Annotated in this window: 20 protein-coding genes; 7 read left to right on the top strand and 13 right to left on the bottom strand. The window is 66.1% G+C overall.

Annotated elements, in window-relative coordinates:
• Nucleotides 1-98: 98 nt before the first annotated feature.
• A complete protein-coding gene (locus FBX97_RS16800; protein ID WP_255517495.1) occupies nucleotides 99-668 on the bottom strand; it encodes a phasin family protein in 570 nt (189 codons plus the stop codon).
• Nucleotides 669-1321: 653 nt separating this feature from the next.
• On the opposite strand from FBX97_RS16800, the gene FBX97_RS16795 reads away from it, so the two are divergent.
• The 4 genes from FBX97_RS16795 to FBX97_RS16780 are packed head-to-tail and all read left to right on the top strand — an operon-like array spanning nucleotide 1322 to nucleotide 6391.
• Complete coding sequence (locus FBX97_RS16795) at nucleotides 1322-2914, top strand: flavin monoamine oxidase family protein (protein WP_255517494.1); 1593 nt, start codon at nucleotides 1322-1324, stop codon at nucleotides 2912-2914.
• Nucleotides 2911-3336 (top strand): cytochrome c, encoded by a 426-nt coding sequence (locus FBX97_RS16790; RefSeq protein WP_141833538.1) that lies wholly within the window; start codon nucleotides 2911-2913, stop codon nucleotides 3334-3336. The genes FBX97_RS16795 and FBX97_RS16790 overlap by 4 nt, the downstream gene beginning before the upstream one ends.
• Nucleotides 3337-3358: 22 nt before the next feature.
• The gene (locus tag FBX97_RS16785; RefSeq protein WP_141833535.1) at nucleotides 3359-3862 is read left to right on the top strand and encodes a RidA family protein; all 504 of its coding nucleotides are present in this window, start codon (nucleotides 3359-3361) and stop codon (nucleotides 3860-3862) included.
• A 57-nt stretch (nucleotides 3863-3919) separates the two neighbouring features.
• Nucleotides 3920-6391, top strand: a complete 2472-nt coding sequence (locus FBX97_RS16780) for a TonB-dependent siderophore receptor (protein WP_141833532.1) — start codon at nucleotides 3920-3922, stop codon at nucleotides 6389-6391.
• Here the strand turns inward: FBX97_RS16780 and FBX97_RS16775 are convergent.
• Nucleotides 6381-7283: an ion transporter gene (locus tag FBX97_RS16775; RefSeq protein WP_141833529.1), complete on the bottom strand. Its 903-nt coding sequence runs from the start codon at nucleotides 7281-7283 to the stop codon at nucleotides 6381-6383. The two genes, FBX97_RS16780 and FBX97_RS16775, sit on opposite strands and share 11 nt — an antisense overlap.
• Nucleotides 7284-7286: 3 nt before the next feature.
• Complete coding sequence (locus FBX97_RS16770) at nucleotides 7287-7841, bottom strand: NADPH-dependent FMN reductase (protein ID WP_141833526.1); 555 nt, start codon at nucleotides 7839-7841, stop codon at nucleotides 7287-7289.
• A 230-nt stretch (nucleotides 7842-8071) separates the two neighbouring features.
• Here FBX97_RS16770 and FBX97_RS16765 point away from each other — a divergent pair, with 230 nt between their 5' ends.
• On the top strand, nucleotides 8072-8998 hold the full coding sequence (locus tag FBX97_RS16765) for a phytanoyl-CoA dioxygenase family protein (protein ID WP_141833523.1): 927 nt from the start codon (nucleotides 8072-8074) through the stop codon (nucleotides 8996-8998).
• Here FBX97_RS16765 and FBX97_RS16760 read toward each other — a convergent pair.
• On the bottom strand, nucleotides 8922-9362 hold the full coding sequence (locus FBX97_RS16760; RefSeq protein WP_141833520.1) for a TerB family tellurite resistance protein: 441 nt from the start codon (nucleotides 9360-9362) through the stop codon (nucleotides 8922-8924). The two genes, FBX97_RS16765 and FBX97_RS16760, sit on opposite strands and share 77 nt — an antisense overlap.
• A gap of 103 nt (nucleotides 9363-9465) precedes the next feature.
• Here FBX97_RS16760 and FBX97_RS16755 point away from each other — a divergent pair, with 103 nt between their 5' ends.
• The gene (locus FBX97_RS16755) at nucleotides 9466-10374 is read left to right on the top strand and encodes a LysR family transcriptional regulator (RefSeq protein ID WP_141833517.1); all 909 of its coding nucleotides are present in this window, start codon (nucleotides 9466-9468) and stop codon (nucleotides 10372-10374) included.
• Between the two features lie 140 nt (nucleotides 10375-10514).
• Nucleotides 10515-11933: a sugar porter family MFS transporter gene (locus tag FBX97_RS16750; protein WP_141833514.1), complete on the top strand. Its 1419-nt coding sequence runs from the start codon at nucleotides 10515-10517 to the stop codon at nucleotides 11931-11933.
• A 13-nt stretch (nucleotides 11934-11946) separates the two neighbouring features.
• On the opposite strand, the gene FBX97_RS16745 is transcribed toward FBX97_RS16750, so the two are convergent.
• The 9 genes from FBX97_RS16745 to FBX97_RS16705 all read right to left on the bottom strand — a co-directional run bounded on the left by FBX97_RS16745 (nucleotide 11947) and on the right by FBX97_RS16705 (nucleotide 19619).
• The gene (locus tag FBX97_RS16745; RefSeq protein WP_141833512.1) at nucleotides 11947-12252 is read right to left on the bottom strand and encodes a hypothetical protein; all 306 of its coding nucleotides are present in this window, start codon (nucleotides 12250-12252) and stop codon (nucleotides 11947-11949) included.
• Between the two features lies 1 nt (nucleotide 12253).
• Nucleotides 12254-13486 (bottom strand): MFS transporter, encoded by a 1233-nt coding sequence (locus tag FBX97_RS16740; protein ID WP_141833509.1) that lies wholly within the window; start codon nucleotides 13484-13486, stop codon nucleotides 12254-12256.
• Nucleotides 13487-13643: 157 nt separating this feature from the next.
• Complete coding sequence (gene ispF, locus FBX97_RS16735; RefSeq protein WP_141833506.1) at nucleotides 13644-14156, bottom strand: 2-C-methyl-D-erythritol 2,4-cyclodiphosphate synthase; 513 nt, start codon at nucleotides 14154-14156, stop codon at nucleotides 13644-13646.
• A gap of 5 nt (nucleotides 14157-14161) precedes the next feature.
• Nucleotides 14162-14866, bottom strand: a complete 705-nt coding sequence (gene ispD / locus FBX97_RS16730; protein ID WP_141833503.1) for a 2-C-methyl-D-erythritol 4-phosphate cytidylyltransferase — start codon at nucleotides 14864-14866, stop codon at nucleotides 14162-14164.
• Nucleotides 14867-14878: 12 nt separating this feature from the next.
• Nucleotides 14879-15598, bottom strand: a complete 720-nt coding sequence (locus FBX97_RS16725; RefSeq protein WP_255517493.1) for a hypothetical protein — start codon at nucleotides 15596-15598, stop codon at nucleotides 14879-14881.
• The gene (locus tag FBX97_RS16720) at nucleotides 15599-16180 is read right to left on the bottom strand and encodes an NUDIX domain-containing protein (protein ID WP_141833500.1); all 582 of its coding nucleotides are present in this window, start codon (nucleotides 16178-16180) and stop codon (nucleotides 15599-15601) included.
• Nucleotides 16181-16256: 76 nt separating this feature from the next.
• Complete coding sequence (locus FBX97_RS16715; RefSeq protein WP_141833498.1) at nucleotides 16257-16589, bottom strand: DUF2818 family protein; 333 nt, start codon at nucleotides 16587-16589, stop codon at nucleotides 16257-16259.
• Between the two features lie 6 nt (nucleotides 16590-16595).
• Nucleotides 16596-18110 carry an NADH-quinone oxidoreductase subunit NuoN gene (gene nuoN, locus FBX97_RS16710; RefSeq protein ID WP_141833495.1) on the bottom strand — a complete coding sequence of 505 codons (1515 nt, stop codon included), beginning with the start codon at nucleotides 18108-18110 and terminating at the stop codon, nucleotides 16596-16598.
• Nucleotides 18111-18116: 6 nt separating this feature from the next.
• Entirely contained in the window at nucleotides 18117-19619 is a 1503-nt protein-coding gene (locus FBX97_RS16705; RefSeq protein ID WP_141833492.1) for an NADH-quinone oxidoreductase subunit M, read from the bottom strand.
• Nucleotides 19620-19626 lie beyond the last annotated feature (7 nt).

Here is a 19626-nt window from a genome sequence, read left to right as displayed (position 1 = left end):
GGGCGGGTGCGGTGCAATGCACCACACCCGCCCTGCCTTCCTACCTTTTACTCCGGCTTTCACCTCGGCTCAGGGCAGCACGCTGCCCCATGCCGGTGCTAGTGCGCGGACGCGCCGCGTCCCGCCTGCCCCGCCGGCTGCTTGTCGGTCGCCGGTACCGACTGCCCCGCCATGCTGCTTTCACTATTACCCATCGACATGCCCGATTGCCCGTTCGGCATGCCCGCGCGCGCCTGCGCAGCGCCGTCGCGCGTGAACGGATCGGTGAACTGGCGCGCGGTTTCCTGCTGGGCGCGCAGGCCGCGTTCGGTCTGCTCGGTGGCGTCGCGCGCCACCTCGTCGGCCAGCACGCGGGCGGTGCGGGCCGTGGTCTGCCCGTGCTGTTCGGTCACGCGGGCCAGTTCGACCTGGGTATCGGCTGCCAGGCGCGTGATGTGCTGCTGGTAGGCGCGCAGCTTGTCGCTGGCCGGCTGGGCGCGCGAGGCGGCCGCCCCCAGTACCTCCGACTGGCGGTCGGCGCTGACCATCTGCTTGCCGATCATGGCCGTCTCTTCCCGCATGGTCTGGGCCAGCTGGATGTTGAGATCCATCATCTGCTGGAAGGACCTGAAGATCGACTTCGACACGTCATTCATATAGGCGGTCTGGGCGTCGATGTGGGAACGCATGGCTGGGTTCACGGAATGCGGAAATGGATACATGATTCACCTCGCTGTCATGGATGGATGAACAATCGAATAAACGGTTTATTGACATACCACAGCGACCTGCCGCAGTAATCATTGCGCTGCATCACTACGCCGCATGGTAAGGCGCGCATGCGGTGCACAACACGAAGCAGACTACGGTGGATGAGCTCGCCACCCTTGATATGGATCAAATGCGCAGGGCTTGTTTCTTGAAAAGGCTGTGATGCCAGTTGCGCCACATTGCACGGCGCCGCTTGCCAATCGGGTGCATACCGGGCCGCATTGGTGCAGCGCACCAAAACGAGCGCTGCGCGACCGGGAAGGGGCAATCCGGGTGCGGCGTATGCGTACGCCATAAGCGCGCGGCGGGACCATCGAACATAGTTTGTTCGAGCAAAACAAAGTTTTTTTGTCATCTTTTGTACGCCGCATGGATCTGTCCATACAGAGCTGCCACTGCAGTGTTTCTCAAACTTTATTCGTCGAAGCTATGGTCTGCCGAATTCTGTTTACATGAATCAGCATAAAACTTTATTTTCAACTAAATAAAAACACGTCTACTCCATCTCGTTGGCACAGGTATTGCTGAAACACAAAGGCAGCAATTCCCCGTAACAACCCATGAGGTGCGGATGATCAGTACGACCCCGTCGCTTACGCGACGCGAATTTCTGTTCCGGGCTGCCGCCGTCGGCGGCTCGGCCCTCTTACTCAACACCATGAATGCCTGGGGCATGGGGATCGCGTCGACGACCCATGCACCGCCCGAACTGTCCGGCAGCGGCAAGGGCAAGAAGGTCGTGATCCTGGGCGCCGGCCTGGCCGGCATGACCGCCGCCTTCGAGCTCGGCAAGCTCGGCTACCAGGTCGAGGTGCTGGAAGCGCGGCCCTTCGCCGGCGGCCGCTGCCAGACGGCGCGCAAGGGTTTCGCCCTGCAGGAATTGGGCGGCGAGACGCAGACCTGCCGCTTCGACGACGGCCTCTACATCAACCACGGCCCCTGGCGCATCCCGCTCGACCACCAGTCGACGCTGTACTACACGCGCCTGTTCGACGTGCCGCTCGAAGTCATGGTCAACGACAACGACCATGCCTGGCTGTATATGGAAGACGCCGGCCCGTTCTCGGGCAAGCGCATGCGCCAGGAACAGGTCAAGGCCGACATGCGCGGCCACGTGGCCGAGCTGCTGGCCAAGTCGGTGCAGGCCAGGCAGCTGGACGCCGAGCTGACCGCCGATGACCGCATGCTGCTGCTCGACTACCTCGCCCACGAAGGCGCCCTCACCAAGAAGGACCTGGTCTACCGCGGCCGCAACGGCGCCGGCTACGCGGTCAATCCCGGTGCCGGCCTGCGCCCGGGCCAGCCCAACGACCCGCTCGGCTTCCGCGAGCTGTTGTCGTCGCGGGTCGGCAAGGTGTACAGCGCAGTGCAGGAATTCCCGATGCACGCGACCATGTTCCAGCCGGTCGGCGGCATGGACCGCATCGCCCAGGCCTTTTCCAAGCGGCTCGGCAGGAAGATCCGCTACGGCCAGGAAGTGCAGAGCCTGCGCCAGACACCGGGCAAGGTGACGGTCGCGGTCAAGGACACGGCCTCCGGCAAGGTCTCCACCGTCGAAGCCGACTATTGCCTGTGCGCGATGCCGCTGTCGATCCTGCGCACCCTCGACACCGATTTCTCGGACCGCTTCAAGACCGCCCTGAAAGCGGTGTCCTACGCCCCGGTCGGCAAGATCGGGCTGCAGATGAAGCGCCGCTTCTGGGAAGAGGACGACCAGATCTACGGCGGCCATGTGCTGACCGACATCAAGGGCATCAATACGATCTCGCTGCCCTCTTCCGGCTGGCAGCAAAAGAAGGGCGTGCTGCTCGGCTACTACCACTACGCGCTGGATGCGATCGAAGTCAGCGCCCTGAGCCCGGCCGAGCGCACCGAATTCGCGCTGGACGCCGGCGCCAAGATCTTCCCGCCCTACCGCAGTTCCTTCGAGAACGCGTTCTCGGTGGCCTGGCACCGCGTCCAGTACAACCTGGGCGGCTGGGCCGAATGGGACGAGGCCGGGCGCAAGAACGCCTACCCGGTCCTGCTCGAAGGCGAAGGCCGCGTCCTGCTGGCCGGCGAACACATGAGCTACCTGACCGGCTGGCAGGCCGGCGCCATCGAATCGGCCTGGCAGCAGATCGAACAGCTGCACAAGCGCGCCACCATGGGAGGCAACGCATGAAGCGCCACATCCTGACCCTGGCCGCGCTGCTGGCCGCCGCCCACGGTGCGCAGGCGCAGGCCCCGGCCGCAGCTCCGGTCCCGGTCCCTGCAGCGGACGGCAAGGCCCTGTTCGCCAAGAACTGCGCCGCCTGCCACCAGGCCAGCGGCAAGGGCATCCCGGGCGCGTTTCCGGCGCTGGCCGGCAACGGCTTCGTCCAGGGCGCCCCCGACGACGTCGCCACCGTGCTGCTCAAGGGCCGCGGCGGCATGCCCGATTTCTCCGGCAGCCTGGACGACGCCGAGATCGCCCAGGTGCTGAGCTACGTGCGCAGCAGCTGGGGCAACAGCGCGGCCCCGCTGGGCGAACAGGAAGTCGGCGCGCGCCGCCTCGCCCTCGGCGTCGGACCCGCCACCCGCAGCCGTTTCGGCAACAAGCATTGAACTCCCACTAGCGAAAGCCACCATGACACTCTCCCGCACCGCACTCGCTGCCGTACTCGTTTCTGCATTCGGCCTGCTGCCCGCCGTCGCCGGCGCCCAGGGCATCGTCCGCCACAAGATCCCGAATTCGGATTTCCCGATCGCCCAGGCGGTCACGCTGCCGGCCGGCACCACGATCCACTTCATCAGCGGCCAGGTGCCCCCGGCCGTCGACAAGGCGGCCGACCCGAATTCGCTGGCCGCCTTCGGCGATACCCGCACCCAGACGGTCGGCGTGCTCACCAAGATCCAGGACGTCCTCAAAGGCATGGGCCTGACGATGGGCGACGTGGTCAAGATGCAGGTGTTCCTGGTCGGCGACCCCGCCAAGAACGGCAAGGCCGACGTCGCCGGCTTCATGGAAGGCTACACCCGCTTCTTCGGCGGCCCCCAGCCCAACCTGCCGGCACGCGCCGTGGTGCAGGTGGCGGCGCTGTCGAATCCCGGCTGGCTGGTCGAGATCGAGGTGGTCGCCGCCAAAAAATAAACGCACCGCCCGACACCCATTCCAACGACAACGTTTTTCCAAGATCAGGGGTACAACATGCACAAGGCCATTCTCCATTCCGGCGTCGCCGCCGGTGTCCTGTCCTGCAGCCTGGGACTCGCCCACGCGGCCGACGATGAAAAGCCAGTTGCGCCGGATGCCGCTGCCGCAGCGCCGGCGACGGGTCCCACCAACAGCGGCGTCGTGATCGTCACCGGCACCCGCGCCGCCGGCCTGAAAGTCGAAAACAGCGCTTCTCCGGTGCAGGTGCTGGACGCCACCTCGCTGGCGCGCACCGGTCAGCCGGACCTGATCCAGGCGCTGTCGCAGAACCTGCCCTCGCTGACCGCCCAGGCCTTCGGCGGCGACATGGCCAACATGACGCTGTCGGCGCGCCTGCGTGGGCTGTCGCCGAACAACACGCTGGTGCTGGTCAACGGCAAGCGGCGCCACGGCACCGCCAACCTGGCCGTGCTGGGCGGGCCCTACCAGGGCGGCGCCGCGGCCGACCTGAACTACATCCCGGTGGCGGCGATCGACCACGTCGAGGTGCTGCAGGACGGCGCCGCCGCGCAGTACGGCACCGACGCCATCGCCGGCGTGGTCAACATCATCCTGAAATCGAACTACCAGGGCGGCACCGGCAACGTCAACGGCGGCGGCTATGGGGACGGCGGCGGCCGCACCGGCGACGGCAGCGTCAACCTCGGCCTCACGCCCTTCACCGACGCCTTCCTCAGCCTGACCCTGGAGACCAAGTACCACGGCTTCTCGGACCGCGGCGGGATCGACCCGCGCGTGATCGACGCCGCCAACCTGCAGCGCTACCCGCAGCTGCGCGACCACCCGGGCTACCCCTACGTCAACCACATTTCCGGCGACGCCCAGTACCGCCAGCACATCGCCGCCGCCAACTTCGGCGCCGAGCTGTCGCCCAACCTCAACCTGTACGGCTTCGCCACCTACGGCAAGAAAGAGGCGGCCGCGTTCGAGAACTACCGTACGCCGGACCGGCTGCCGTCGATCTATCCGACCGGCTTCTCGCCGCAGGAAACCTTCGACGAGGAAGACTTTGCCTTCACCGCCGGTATCAAGGGCCAGCTGCCGGGCGCCTGGCGCTGGGACCTGTCCAGCACCTACGGCAAGGACAAGGCCGACCTCGGGGTCGCGCACTCGGCCAACATCTCGCTGTTCAACGACACCGGCGCCACCCCGCTCGACTTCCATGCAGGCCAGTTCGTGGCCAGCCAGTGGACCAACAACCTCGACCTGAGCCACGAATTCGACACCGGCTGGGCCACGCCGCTGACCTTCGCCGTCGGCCTCGAGCACCGGCGCGACACCTACGCCATCGGCGCCGGCGACGCCGCCTCGCGCTACAAGGAAGGCTCGCAATCCTTCCCCGGCTTCTCGCTCACCGATGCGGGCGAGCACAGCCGCAACAACAAGGCGGTCTACGTCAACCTGGCCGGGCAACCGGTCAAGGGCTGGACCGTCGACCTGGCCGGCCGCTACGAACGCTTCAGCGACTTCGGCAGCGCCCGCGTCGGCAAGCTGACCAGCCGCTACGACTTTTCGCCGGCGGCCGCGGTGCGCGCCACCTGGTCGAACGGCTTCCGCGCCCCGACCCTCGCCGAGTCCTATTATTCGGCCACCAACGTCGGCCCGCGTACCGCCTTCGTGCAGCTGGCGCCGAACTCGGCCGGTGCGCGCCTGGTCGGCATCGACGGCCTGAAGCCGGAAGCCTCGACCAACATCAGCGCCGGCATCGTGCTCAATCCGCAGGCCAACCTGGCGATCACGCTGGACGCCTACCAGATCACGATCCGCGACCGCATCGTCGGCTCCGGTTCGCTGTACGGCTCGGGCGGCGCGGTCAATTCGCCGGCCGTCACCGCCGCCATCCTGGCCAACGGCAACGTGCTCGACCCGAGCGTGGTTCAGACCGGCATCAACATCTTCTCGAACGCGGTCAACACGCGCTCGCGCGGGCTGGAATTCGTCGCCACGCTGAACAGCAACTACGGCAGCGCCGGCAGGGTCGACTGGTCGCTGGCGGCCAACTACAACAAGGTGCAGGTGATCCGCATCAACCAGGCGCCGGCCCAGCTGCAGCCGCAGACCCTGCTCGACCGCACCGCGATCTCGGACCTCGAAACCGCCTCGCCGCGCATGCGCGTGAACCTGGGGGCACTGTGGAAGAGCGGCCCGTGGACCGTGAACCTGCGCGAAGCCTTCTACGGCAAGGCCTCGGAACTGCAGTCGTCGGACGGCGCCACCTACTACGAGACCGAGGTCAAGCCGACCGCGATCACCGACCTCGAGGTCAGCTACCAGATCGGCAAGGCCTGGACCGTGTCGGCCGGCGCCAACAACCTGTTCAACCAGTATCCGGACAAGGTAAACGGCGCCCTGCTGGCCGAGCAGCGCGCCAACCTGGACAACGCCGCGGTGACGGTGTACCCGAGCTTCTCGCCGTTCGGCATCAACGGCGGTTATTACTACCTGCGCGCCGGGTTCAGGTTTTAAGGGGCGCCCCGCAATCCTTGCAGAAGCGGGCACTCGGCTCGTGCCCGCCGCTGCCGCAGTCCTCGCAAGTGCGCGGTTGCGGCGGCGCCACCGCCCTGGCCAGCGCCCGTGCCGGCCCGTGGCGGCGGTCGCCGCGCCGGGCCGACATCTCGGCCGTCACGATCCCGGTCGGCACCGCCAGGATGCCCCAGCCGAGCAGCATCATGAACGAGGCGATCGCCTTGCCCAGGTGGGTGTGCGGGGTGATGTCGCCGTAGCCGACCGTGGTCATGGTGACGGTGGCCCAGTACATCGCCACCGGGATGCTGGTAAAGCCGTTCTTCGGGCCTTCGACCACGTACATCAGGGTACCGAGGATCAGGATCGCCATCAGCACCACCGACAGGAAGATCGCGATCTTGCGCCGGCTTCCCGCCAGCGCCTCGCCCAGGCGCGTGTATTCCTCGAGGTAGAGGGTCAGCTTGAAGATGCGGAACACGCGCAGCAGGCGCAGGATGCGGATGTCGATCAGCAGTTCGGTGCCCGGCACCAGCAGCGAAAAATAGGTGGGCACGACCGACAGCAAATCGATCGCGCCGTAGAAGCCGGTGGCATAGCGCCACGGGCGCCGCACGCACACCAGGCGCGCGATGTATTCCGCCGTGAACAGCACCGTGAATCCCCATTCCAGCCGGTTCAGCACCCAGCCGTAGCCGAAGTGCAGCTGGGGCACGCTGTCCAGCACGACCACCAGGATGCTGAGCATGATCGCGCCCACCAGCGCGATGTCGAAGCGGCGTCCGGCCGGGGTGTCGGCCTCGAAGATGACGTCGTACATGCGCCGGCGCAGGCCGGGCGGCGGCCGCCCGTAGGTCGAGGGGGCCTGGGGCACATAATCGGGCTTTTCGCTCATGCGTCAGTCGGCGTGGCGCTCCACCCAGGTTGCGAAGCATTCCATGAACTGCTGCAGGAAGCTGCGCAGGCCGTCGTCGGTGAGCTGGTCGCCGTCGAACTTGCCGGCGATGCCGCCGATATAGGCCTCCGGCATCTGCATGCAGGGCATGTTGAGGAAGACCAGGGTCTGGCGCACCGCGTGGTTGGCGCCGAAGCCGCCCAGCGCGCCCGGCGACTGGCTGACCACGGCGCACGGCTTGCCGGTCCAGGCGGCCTTGCCGTAGGGACGTGAGCCGACGTCGATGGCGTTCTTCAGTGCGCCCGGCAGCGAACGGTTGTATTCCGGTGTGCAGAACAGGATGCCGTCGGCTTCGCGGATGCGGTCGCGGAACTCGGTCCAGCCAGGGGGCGGGCTGTCGGTCTCGTCGTCTTCGTTGTACATCGGCAGGCCGCCGATCTCGACGATGTCCAGTTCGAGCGTAGGCGGCGCGGCGAGCATCAGGGTCTTGGCCAGCTTCCGGGTAAACGAGGCCTTGCGCAGGCTGCCTACCAGTACTGCGATCTTGCGGGTTGCCATGTCGGTCCTTTCGCGTTCGATGGATGATAGTGCGGAGCTGGCAGTGTAGCGATTTTCGATCGCGGCAGGCACGCAGCAGGCGCGCTGCTGCACGCCGGTGCAGGCGCTGGCAATGCGGCCCGGATATTTACATGGTTTAACGCGTCAGCGTCAATAAGCTGCAATATTTCCGTTCTACAATTACCTGTTATTCCAGGCAGCACCCGTTCTTCGACTCTACCGGGAAGCCCATGCAAAAATACCTGTCCGTCCGCGGCGGCGCGCGCGCCCGTCTGAAGCTGCTCGGCTATTACGCGCAGCGCGTCTGCACCAGCCGGCGCCTGCGGCGCGTCACCACCCGGGCGCTGATCGCCGGGCTGGGCGCGCTGCACGGACGCGACGGCCGCCCGCGCGAGCCGGGCCCGCGGGTCGCGATCCTGCGCGCACAGGGTTTCCTGCGGATGGACCGCTTGCTGTCGCCGTGCCAATGTGCCGAGATGCTGGCCTGGCTGCGGCCGCGCCCGCTGATCGCGGCGCGCGGCAACGGCGCCGCATTCACGCTGGAGACGGCGCCGCGCGACGCCAACATCGGCGACTATCCGCTCGAGACCGTCGTCAACTGCCCGCACGTGCTGGATCTGGCGAACCGCCCGGACATGCTGGCGCTCGCAGCCGGCTACCTCGGCTACACGCCGGTCATCACGCTGATGGGCCTGCGCTGGTCGTTTCCGGTCGACGGCGACGGCGATGCCGACGTCCAGCACTTTCACCGCGACGTCGAGCCGGGCAGCATCAAGCTGCTGGTCTACCTGACCGACGTCGACGACAGGTCCGGGCCGCACCACTATGTCCCGCGCAGCCACCTCGACCGCATGCCGCTGCGCATGCAGCGCTATGCCGACCCGGACGTGCAGCGCCGCCACGGCGGCAGCATCGCCATCATCGGGCCGGCCGGCACCGCGGTCGCGATCGACAACAAGGGCATCCACAAGGGCGTGCCGCCGCAGGCGCGCCCGCGCCTGCTGCTGGTGATCCAGTATTCGCTGCTGCCCTGCCTGATGTACGAGTACGCCCCGGTGCCCTACCGCGGGCGCGCCCGCTTCAGCCCGTATACGAACCGGCTGATGATCGCACCGCAGCCGGCGCCGGCATCGGCGGCGGCCCACCCCACGCCTTGAAGCCGCGCTGGATCAGCAGGCTTTCGCGGCCGTCCAGCACCTCGTCGGCGTGGACGATGTCGAGCATGGCCTTCATCAGCGCCAATTGCAGCGCCGGGTCGCGGATCTCGCGCAGCAGGGTGTCGAGCATGCGGCTGTCGATCTCGACCTCGCTGGCACGGCGGCGGTCGGCACTGGCCAGCAGGTCTTCGCACACTTCCTGGACGACGTCGTCGAACAGGTCTTCGTCCACGCCGACCCGCTGCAGGATGCCCGAATGGCGCAGCGCCCGCAGTTCCGACGGCGCCAGGTGGCCGTCCACGATCATGGCCAGGGCCAGCAGGCGGCACACGGCCTTGGGACTGTCGGTGGGATAGGTGCGCATGGTATTACTCCAAAAATGTAATGAGGCTTCAGACTAAAGCCCCGGCATGCGAAAGTAAAATCGATTAATCTTTCGCGATCCTCAATATTTTTGGAGTGTTTGCTTGATCAACTACAAGCACCTGCAGTATTTCTATACCGTTGCCACGAGCGGGACCGTGGCCGCCGCCGCCGCGCGCCTGCACGTGTCGGCGCAGGCGATCAGCACCCAGCTGCAATTGCTCGAAGACCAGTTCGGCGAAGCGCTGTTCCGCAAGAAGGGGCGCGTGCTGGAGCTGACCGACGCCGGCAAGACCGTGCTGCTGTACGCCGAACGCATCTTCGACCTCGGCAACGAACTCGAGCAGAACGTGCGGCGCGGCCTGTTCCGGGCGCCCGAGACCCTGCGCGTCGGCGTGTGCGACATGATCCCGAAGACCATGGCCTTCCGCCTGCTGCAGCCGGCCCACGATGCCGGACTGGCGATGCGCCTGGTCTGCCGCGAGGGCGGTTTCGACGCGCTGATGCTGGAACTCGGCGCGCACCGGCTCGACCTGGTGATCGCCGACCGCGGGCTGCCACCCGGCAGCCCGCTACGCGGCCATACCCACCTGCTCGGCTCCAGTACGCTGACGGTGCTCGGTCACCCCGACCTGTGCGCGGCCCGGGACGGCCTCTTCCCGCAATGCCTGAAGGGTGCGCCCTTCCTGCTGCCGGGCGTCGAGGCGGCCGTGCACAGCCGGCTGCAAGCCTGGTTCGAACGGCATGGCCTGCGGCCGATCGTGGTCGGCGAATTCGACGACGGCGCCCTGCTGAACGCGTTCGCGCGCGCCGGCACCGGCTTCATCGCCGCCCCGACCGTGCTGGCCGCCGCCATCTGCGCCGAGTACGGCTTGCGCCCGCTCGGCACGGTCGATTCGATCGTCGAACAATTCCATGCGGTGACGGTGGAACGGCGCATCGACCATCCGGCCGTGCGCCGCATCCTGGAAGGCGCCGGCAGCGTGTTTGCAAGTGCGGTCAATTTGCCGTGAACGGCGGATAAAAACACGGTCGAGTACGCCAATCGAAATAATTGGCTACAATGTAGTTGCTAATTAACTAAGGTAATGCGCCGGGCGGATGCAGGACGCGCCTGTCCCGGCTCACGCATTACCCTCAAGGAAAGGTAACTATGTCTTCAGCACCTCCCATGGCGGCCGCCCCCGCGTCCGCCGACAACAAGGAAAACCGCTTCGTCTTCAAGGTTGCCATCGCCGCCACCATGGGCGCACTGGCCTTCGGCTACGACACCGGCGTGATCTCCGGCGCCCTGCCCTTCATGACCGTGCCGGCCGCCCAGGGCGGTCTCGGCCTGACGCCCCTGACCGAAGGCGTCGTGACTTCGGCGCTGGTGTTCGGCGCCGCCTTCGGCTCGCTGATGGCAGGGTCGCTGTCGGACCGCTACGGCCGCCGCACCACGCTGCTGGGCCTGTCGCTGGTATTCATGATCGGCGTGCTCGGCACCGCGCTGGCACCTTCGGTGGCGATCATGGCCGCGATGCGCTTCGTGCTCGGCCTGGCCGTCGGCGGCGCCTCGTCGACGGTGCCGGTGTTCATCGCCGAGATGGCCGGCCCGAGCCGGCGCGCGCGCCTGGTCAGCCAGAACGAACTGATGATCGTCGGCGGCCAGCTCATCGCGTACGTGCTGAATGCGCTGCTGGCCCACTTTTCGGACTCGCCGAACGTGTGGCGCCACATGCTCGGCATCGCCGCAGTGCCGGCCGTGCTGCTGGGTATCGGCATGCTGCTGGTGCCGGCCTCGCCGCGCTGGCTGGCCAGCAAGGGCCGCATGAAGGAAGCACGCGCGGTGCTGCAGCAGATCCGCTCCAGCGATGCCCAGGTCGAGGCCGAGCTGGCTGACATGGTCAAGCTCAACAAGATCGAACACGAACAGAGCGGCTGGTCCGCGGTGATGGGCACGCCCTGGATCCGCAAGCTGCTGTGGATCGGCATCGGCCTCGGCTTCGTGGCCCAGCTGACCGGCGTCAACGCCTTCATGTACTTCACGCCGATCATCCTGAAGTCGACCGGCCTCGGCACCAACGCGGCACTGTTCGCCACCATCGGCAACGGCGTGGTCGCCGTGATCGCCACCTTCATCGGCATCTGGCTGATCGGCCGCCACGGCCGCCGTCCGATGCTGTTGACCGGACTCGGCTTCACGATCGCGACCCAGGCGGCACTCGGCACCGTGCTGCTGTGGATGCCGGACGGCCCGCTGAAAAGCTATGTCGCGCTGGCCTGCATCCTGTGCTTCCTGCTGTTCATGCAGATGCTGATCTCGCCGGTGTACTGGCTGCTGATGTCGGAACTGTTCCCGATGCGCCTGCGCGGCGTGCTGACCGGCACCGCCGTGGCTTGCCAGTGGCTGTTCAACGGCCTGGTGGCCCTGCTGTTCCCGCTCGCCATGGCGCACTTCGGCAGCGCCACCTTCTACATATTCGCCGCCATCAACGTCGCCTCCTACATCTTCGTCGCGGCCTGCCTGCCCGAGACCAGGGGCAAGTCGCTGGAAGACCTGGAAAAGCACCTGCAGAAGAAGCTGGCCTGAGCAGCGGATGCGCTCAGATGCGGCGGCGCCGGTACTCGTCGAGGAAGGACGCCGCCTCGCGCTTCCCCAGCACCTTGACCGGGTCGCCATGCCAGGCATACAGGAAGGGCGCGCCGCCGCGGTCGGTCAGCTTGGCGCGGATCAGGAAGCGGGTGCCGGCGGGGTAGCGTTCCGGGTCGATCAGCGTGCGCGAGCACTGCACCCGCATCGCGGTGGAATAAGCCTGCCCCGCCACCGGCTTGATTTTCAATCGGCCGCTGCGCGGGTCGAGTACGGATTCGACGGCGACGTCGCGGTAAGCCCAGGGATCGCGCGCCATTTCAGGCCTTTGCCGTCATTGCCGCGGCAGCGTGCACCGGCGCTTCGCGGATCGGCAGGTTGACCAGCGCCGCGGCCAGCGCCAGCAGGATGTCGGCATACCACATCCACGAGAAATCGCCAAAGCGGACAAAGGCCAGCCCGCCCAGCCAGGCGCCGAAGAAACCGCCGACCTGGTGCGACAGCAACGTCAGGCCGAACAGGGTCGACAGGTAGCGCGTGCCGAACAGCTTGCCGACCAGGCCGGCCGTCGGCGGCACCGTCGCCAGCCAGGTGAAGCCGAGCGCCGCGGCGAACACATAAAACGTCAGCGCACTCTTGGGCGCCAGCAAGTACAGCCCGATGATGGCGGCGCGGCTGGCATACATCAGCGCCAGCAGCCACTTCATGCGGTAGCGCTGGCCGAGCGCACCGGCCGTGAGCGAACCGGCGATATTGAATAACCCGATCAGGCCGAGCGAGGTGGCGGCGACGCCGGCCGGCAGACCGCACAGCGCGACCTCGCCCGGCAGGTGGGTGGCCAGGAAGGCGATGTGGAAGCCACAGGTGAAGAAGCCGGCGTGCAGGCACAGGTAGCTGCGGTCGCGCAGCGCCGCGCGCACCTGGCGCCCGAGGCTCAGCTCGTCCTGCGGAGAAGTGGCCGTTGCCTGCGGCGGCTTGCCGCGCAACGGCCAGGCCAGCGGCAGGGTCAGCAGCGTGGTCGCGGCCAGCGCCACCATCGCCACCACCCAGTCGCTGGCGGCAATCGTGAATTGCACCAGCGGCGCGAAGACGAACTGGCCGAAGGAACCGCCGGCATTGATGAAGCCGGCGGCAAACGGACGGCGCGCCGGCGGCAGGCGCTGGGCCGTGGCGCCGATCAGGATCGAGAAGCTGCCGGCGCCGGCCCCGGCCGCCGACAGGATGCCCAGGGTCAGCATCAGCCCCCATTGCGACGACACGAAGGGCGTGGCGGCCAGGCCGGCGGCCAGCATCACGCCGCCCAGCACGATCACGCGCCCCGGACCGTACTTGTCGGCCACCGCGCCGAACACCGGCTGCGAAGCGCCCCACATGAACTGGCCGACCGCCAGCGCCAGGCTGATCGAGGCGACGCCCAGGCCGGTGGAAGTGTTGATCGGCGACAGGAACAGGCCGGTGGTGAGGCGCGCGGCCATGGTCAGCATCAGGATGGCGGCGGCGGACAGGATCAGGAGCCAGGCTGTGCGCGGGCTCATCTCTGGTGTGGTCGACATGTGGGTTCCCCGGTTTTGTTATGGTTGCCAGTGTGGCACGTTGCCGGGAAAGCTGCACGGCTGGGGTTGTTTTTCGGCCGCTGCATTAAAAACGTCGCCCCTGCGCAGGCAGGGGCGACGTTCATGGGCTACCTAATATAGTAGCGCCGTCCTCAGCTCAAGCCGACGCCTTCACCAGCAAAGCCGTCGCCTGCGCCGCCATGCCCTCTTCCCGGCCGAGGAAACCGAGCTTCTCGTTGGTCTTGGCCTTGATGTTGACCTGCTGCGGCGACACGCCCAGGTCTTCGGCGATGCGCGAGACCATCTGCGGGATGTGCGGCGCCATCTTCGGCTGCTGGGCGATCACGGTGGCGTCGATGTTGCCGATGGTGTAGCCGGTGGCGAGCACGCGCGAGGCGACTTCGCGCAGCAGCGTGCGCGAATCGGCGCCGGCGAACATCGGGTCGGTGTCCGGGAAATGCTTGCCGATGTCGCCCAGCGCGGCGGCGCCGAGCAGCGCGTCGATGATCGCATGCAGCAGCACGTCGGCATCGGAGTGGCCGAGCAGGCCGAGGCGGTGCGGGATGGTCACGCCGCCGACGATGAGCTTGCGCCCTTCGACCAGTGCATGGCAGTCATAGCCGGTCCCGATGCGGAACGGCGGAGTCGGGTTGTACGATGCGAGAGCCATAGTCTTTATACGAATTCAGGTTGGGACACTGCGAGGTACATTTCGGCGATGCGGATATCGTCGGGCAGCGTCACTTTCAGGTTGCGGGGGTGGCCTTCCACCAATTTTGGGGTCAATCCCAGTGCTTCAACCGCGCTGGCATCATCGGTAATCGTATTCGGATCGGAATCCGCCGACAGCGCTTCGCGCAACAATTGATAGCGGAACATTTGCGGGGTCTGGGCCAGCCACAAGTTGTTGCGCGGAACGGTCCCACAGGCTTCGCCTTCGATGCAGCGCTTGACCGTGTCGACCACCGGCAGCGCCAGCAGGCCGCCGGCTGGGTGGTCGCCGGTGCCGGCGATCAGCTTGGCGATCAGTTCGGCGGTGAGGCCGGGGCGTGCGGCGTCATGCACCAGCACCCAGTCGCTCGGAGCCAGCGTGTTGGCGAGCACGGCCAGGCCGTTGCGCACCGATTCCATGCGGCTGGCGCCGCCGCAGCGCAGCACGGTCACGCCGTGGCTCGGCGCGACGGCGTCGATATACGGATCGTCCGGGCTCACCACCACGAAGGTGTGGGCGATCAGGTCGCTCGACAGGAAGGCGTCGAGCGTGTGCCGCAGCATCGGCTTGCCGCCGAGCTTGAGGTACTGCTTGGGGCTGCCTGCACCCATGCGGGCGCCGACGCCGGCAGCGGGGATCAATGCGAAATAACGTGGTGCTTGGGTCATGTAATCGTCGAGTCAGGAGGAGGAACGTCTTGTCGATCCAATAAGAGACTGTACCTCACCTTGGCAAACTTTGCTGAGACGCGCATATTCGCGTGGACTGTCGATGTCTGCCTGCAGCTTTTCCACATGCGCCATCTCGGCCTTGATGTAGGGCATCCAGCTGCGGTCGATCTCGCCCTGCAGCAGGTCGCGTCCGCGTCCCGACGCCGCGTACAGCGGCTTGCCGGCAAAGCGGCGGCCGAGCCGTTCGCGCGCCCGCTCTTCCACTTTCGGCAGGTAGTCCATATAAGACTTGAGGTGACGCATTTCGTGCGCAAGTATCTCGCGGTATGCGCAGGTGTCCGGCTGGAACTCGCGTCCGACGTAGATCACGACCGGCTGGTAATACAGGGCCACTTCGATGCGCGGGGCCACGCATTCGAGGCCGGCGGCGGCATCGGCCAGCATCTTGCCGTCGACCTTGATCGACACGCGCGACTCGGTGCGGGTCAGGCCCAGGACGTAGCCGCTGGTGACGTTGGGCCGCTTCATCTGCGTCAGCGCCCGGTAGGAAATGCTGTTGTCGATGCGGTAGCCGTTATCGTGCGACGTGAAGGTGGCGCTGGCGGCGGCCGCCATTGCTTCGCAGCGCAGCTGGAACGGCGAGCGTGCCTGGGCCGCGCCGGCCGGGGCGGCGCTGGCCAGGGCCAGCGCCGCCACCGCTGCAAAGGCAGCCCGCCGCGCGTGTCCCACTCAGGCGGCCTTCGGCGTCCAGGCGGTCGGCGTCCAGCTCCCGGCCGCGATCTTTTCGAGCCAGAAGCTGCCGATGATGGTCTTGACGTCGGTGATCTCGCCGCGCCGGACCATCTCCAGCATCTCGGGGATGGTGCTGGTGAAGATGTCGAGGAACTCGCCTTCGTCCAGCTTCGCTTCCCCTGCGGTGAGCCCGCGCGCGATGAACAGGTCGAGGTGCTCGTCCGAGTAGGCGATGGCGTTGTGGATGGTGCAGACGAACTGCCAGTCGCTGGCCGTGTAGCCGGTTTCCTCTTCCAGCTCGCGCTTGGCGGCGACCAGCGAGTCTTCGCCGTCGTCGATCTTGCCGGCCGGGAGTTCGATGAACACGCGGTCGTTCGGATAGCGGTACTGGCGCTCGAGCAGCACGCGGCCGTCGTCGAACAGGCACAGGATCACGACCGCGCCCGGGTGGCGGATGTATTCGCGGCCGGTCTCCGCACCGTTCGGCAGGCGCACGCGGTCGTTCGAGACTTTCAGGAAGTGGCCATCGTAGGCGACGCTGCCGCCGATGCGGGTTTCTCTCAGGTGGGAATCGTCCATCTGTGCTCCGGTAGTACGTCGAGGATAGATGCAAAACAAGCATCGGTGTCTCTGACGCCGATGCTTGTTCACTCAATTAAATCCGGCGTTTCCGCAGATACCGATAGACGAAACCGGGAAACGCCAGGACGACGAACATGCAGCCGGTGATCGCGTAGAACTCCCAGGTCTGCGCGAACGCGTTACCGATGCGGGATTCCAGAGCGTAGGCCAGTGCGCCGACGATGAAGTATAAGACAAACAACTCGAGAAGGCGGATGACGAAGTGTTTCGTGTGCGCCCCTGGCGAGGCGCCTCCCCTCCCGGGCGGGAGGGGCACGAAACCGAATGCCTTCTCGTTAAGGAAAGGCAGGTTGGCGAGCGCGATCGCGACCGCGATCACCAACCAGGCAGCGAAGGATACGTCCACGCGGGATCAGGTACCCAGGGTTGCCTTCATGGCGCTCAGGCAGGCAGCCAGCAGGCCGCTCGGCATCACGCCCAGCGCCAGCACCAGCACGCCGTTCAGCGACAGCACCACGCGCATGTCGGCCGGGGTCACGATCGGGGACGCGTCGGCGACCTCGTCGAACCACATGGTCTTGACCACGCGCAGGTAGTAGAAGGCACCGATCAGCGAGAACAGCACGGCCACGATCGCCAGCCACAGCTGGCCGGTTTCGACCACTGCCTGCAGCACGGCCCACTTGGCCATGAAGCCCATCATCGGCGGCACGCCGGCCAGCGAGAACATCAGGACGGTCATGACGATCGCGAACCACGGGCTGCGCTTGGCCAGGCCGCGGAAGTCGGACAGCTCTTCCGCCTCGAAGCCGGCACGCGCCAGCATCATGATCAGGCCGAAGCTGCCCAGCGTGGTCAGCACGTAGGTGATGGTGTAGTACATGGCGGCGCTGTAGGCGACCGGCGCGTGGCTGGCGTCGCCGCCGACCACGCCCGACATCATGGCCAGCATCACGAAACCGAGCTGGGCGATGGTCGAATAGGCCAGCATGCGCTTCAGGTTGGTCTGGGCGATCGCGGTCAGGTTACCGACGGCGAGCGACAGCACGGCCAGCGCCAGCAGCATCTGCTGCCAGTCGAATGCCAGCGGCAGCAGGCCTTCGACCAGGATGCGCAACATCATCGCGAACGACGCCAGCTTCGGCGCGGCGCCCAGCAGTAGGGTCACGGCGGTCGGCGAACCCTGGTACACGTCCGGCACCCACATGTGGAACGGGACGGCGCCCAGCTTGAAGGCCATGCCGGCGACCAGGAACACCAGGCCGAACACCAGGATGGTGTGGTTGGCGGTGTTGGCGGCGGCGCGCTGGGCGATCGTGGTGATGTCCAGCGAACCGGTGGCGCCGTAGATCATCGAGATACCGTACAGCATGAAGCCCGAGGCCAGCGAACCCAGGATGAAGTACTTCATCGAGGCTTCGGTCGAGATCGCGTGGTCGCGGCGCATTGCCACCAGCGCGTACAGCGACAGCGACATCAGTTCCAGGCCCAGGTAGATCGGCAGCATGTTATTGCCGGAGATCATGATCATCTGGCCCAGCGTGGTGAACAGCGCGAGCACGTAGAACTCGCCGCCCATGTGGCCGGACATCATGCCGCGGTCGCCGGCGTACTGGCGCGAGTAGACCAGGGTCACGCCCACGGCCAGGTAGGTGAACAGCTTCAGCAGGTTGGCCATCGGATCCGACACGAACATGTTGTAGAACGTGTAGGTCGTGGTGCCGGCGCTGAAGTCGATCCACGTGAATACCGCGCAGCCCGCGAGGGTCAGCAGCGACAGGATGTAGGTCAGGTTGCGCTTTTCATCCTTCGAGAACATGTCGATCAGGAGAATTGCGCAAGCCGCGACCACCAGGAAGATTTCCGCGTGAAGCGGCGCCATGTTGTAGGACGCCGCTGCGACAGTGTTGTTAATCATCGGATTCATAATCGTTTATTGGCCCAGCTTGCTGACGGAGACGTGCTGCAGCAGGTCGGCCACCGACACTTGCAGCGAGTCGGTGAACGGCGCCGGGTACAGGCCCATGTAGATGGTCAGGATGGCGAGCACGCCCAGCATGAAGAACTCGCGGCCGTTCAGGTCGACCAGTTCGGCCACGTGCTTGTTGGCGATCTTGCCGAACACGACGCGCTTGACCATCCACAGCGAGTAGGCGGCGCCCAGGATCAGCGCGGTCGCAGCCAGCAGGCCGGTCCAGAAGTTGAACTGGACGGCGCCCAGGATCACCATGAATTCGCCGACGAAGCCCGAGGTGGCCGGCAGGCCGCAGTTGGCCATCGCGAACAGCACCGAGAAGGCGGCGAATTTCGGCATGCGGTTCACGACGCCGCCGTAGTCGGCGATTTCGCGCGAGTGCATGCGGTCGTACAGCACGCCGATGCACAGGAACATGGCGCCCGACACGAAGCCGTGCGAGATCATCTGGACGATACCGCCCTGCACGCCGATGGCGTTGAAGATGAAGAAGCCGAGCGTGACGAAGCCCATGTGGGCGATCGACGAGTAGGCGACCAGTTTCTTCATGTCCTTCTGGACCATCGCCACCAGGCCGACGTAGATCACGGCGACCAGCGACAGCACGATGATCAGCGGTGCCAGGTAGTGCGAGGCGTCAGGCGCGATCGGCAGCGAGAACCGCAGGAAGCCGTAGCCGCCCAGCTTCAGCATGATCGCGGCCAGCACCACGGAACCGCCGGTCGGCGCTTCCACGTGGGCGTCCGGCAGCCAGGTGTGCACCGGCCACATCGGGACCTTGACGGCGAAGGCCATCAGGAAGGCCAGGAAGATCAGGACCTGTTCCTTCATGGTCAGCGGCAGCTGGTGCCAGGCCAGGATGTCGAACGAGCCGTTCGACTTGTTGTACAGGTAGATGATCGCGACCAGGGTCAGCAGCGAACCCATGAACGTGTACAGGAAGAACTTGAATGCCGCATACACCCGGTTCGGACCGCCGAAGACGCCGATGATGATGAACATCGGGATCAAGGTGGCTTCGAAGAAGAAGTAGAACAGCAGGCCGTCCAGGGCGACGAACACGCCGATCATCAGGCCCGACAGCAGCAGGAACGAACCCATGTACTGGGCCACGCGTTCCTGGATCACTTCCCAGGCCGAGATGATCACGATGATCGTGATGAAGGCAGTCAGCGGCACGAACCACAGGCTCAGGCCGTCGATGCCGAGGTAGTACTGGATGTTGAAGCGTTCGATCCAGGCGGCCTTTTCGACGAACTGCGGGCCGTGCGCGGTGTTGCTGAACTGCGTGAATAGCGGAATGGTCGGCAGGAAGCTGACCACCGCGCCCACCAGCGACAGCACGCGGGTGAAACCCGCCTTGCTGTCGCGGCCGACGGCGAGGATCAGGATACCGAACAGGATCGGTAGCCAGACCGACAGGCTAAGGTAGGGAGGAAAGGTTGAAATCGTGGACTGCATCTTGTTT

The sequence above is a fragment of the Herbaspirillum sp. SJZ107 genome (assembly GCF_006715485.1).
Classification (GTDB): Bacteria; Pseudomonadota; Gammaproteobacteria; order Burkholderiales; family Burkholderiaceae_D; genus Telluria.
The sequence above is the reverse complement of the archived record's forward strand: the minus strand, read 5'-3'. Positions and strand labels throughout refer to the sequence as shown.